This is a genomic window from Acinetobacter sp. YH16053 (assembly GCF_013417035.1).
Taxonomy (GTDB): Bacteria; Pseudomonadota; Gammaproteobacteria; order Pseudomonadales; family Moraxellaceae; genus Acinetobacter; species Acinetobacter towneri.
This window is the reverse complement of the sequence record NZ_VPEP01000168.1, coordinates 1-1005: the sequence shown is the minus strand read 5'-3', so window position 1 is coordinate 1005 and position 1005 is coordinate 1. Positions and strand designations below refer to the sequence as shown.

The 1005-nt window shown below is 38.9% G+C and carries 1 protein-coding gene; it reads right to left on the bottom strand.

Going from position 1 to position 1005, the window contains the following annotated elements:
* The coding region (locus FTV43_RS15865; RefSeq protein ID WP_179995876.1) for a fimbria/pilus outer membrane usher protein at window positions 1-1005 on the bottom strand (1005 nt) is incomplete at both ends.

Genomic DNA, 1005 nt, shown 5'->3' with positions numbered 1-1005 from the left:
TACTGTTGTTTCAATATAATAGTCAGCAGGTAATTCTAATGCATCGATTGTGATCTTGTTATTTTGGTAAGGATTCAGTGAGGTGACGACCAGTTCTCCGTTTCTATTGGTCTTTCCTACTGATCTATTTTCTAATTTCACTGGTACTTCAGGGATATTAGAGGTTGAAATCAAAGCAAATGAATCAAAAGATCTACGCATTGGGAATAAACTTCGATTCATCATTAACAGGCTTCCACTTAATGTACCGTTGGCTATTCGAGAAGAGCTGTTATCGGTTTTAAATTCCTGTACGCCTAAACTCCACTCCCCATAGTTGTGAATCCGGGCAAGTTGAGTCTGGATATTTCGATTATCCTGAGCCGTATCTACCTGTACTTGCCATCCCCACCCACCAACATCACGAGAGACGGACTGACGCGCATTAAAAGACAGCTTCTCTTGTTCCTGATCTTGCTGATAGGATAAGTTGACGGTTCGTCTCTTTTCTAATGGAACATTCAAGCTCAAATAATATCTGGTATCTGATCCATTTAAATCATGATTTGCGCTTAAGTTGAGATAATAATTGTTAGGGAATGAATAAGACCAATTAAATGTTAAAAACTCGTTAGTTGAATCCCAATCTTGTTCTTGATAAATATAACTTGCCCCGAACTGGCCTAACCTATTATTCGTACCTAGAAAAAATTGATCAGATCGCTGAGGAAGTGCTAAACCATTTAGATGCGCGATATCGTAATATTCGCCTGACTGCCGAGCCGTATTATAAGAGATAGTTAAGTACCTAGAATTCCAGTTATATCCTAATTGATAAATAGCTCCGGTTAATCCCTGATAGTCACTAAAAGAATATGCTGCATTTAACAGACCTGCGCGGTTTCCTAGTCTTTGGATAAATCCTGCTCCTCCCAAGTACAGATCAGGCGCTAACTCCAAATGTGTCTCTACAGTTAAATCTTGTGTTAAACCATACCGATAACTGGTATTAGTAACCAGATCCTT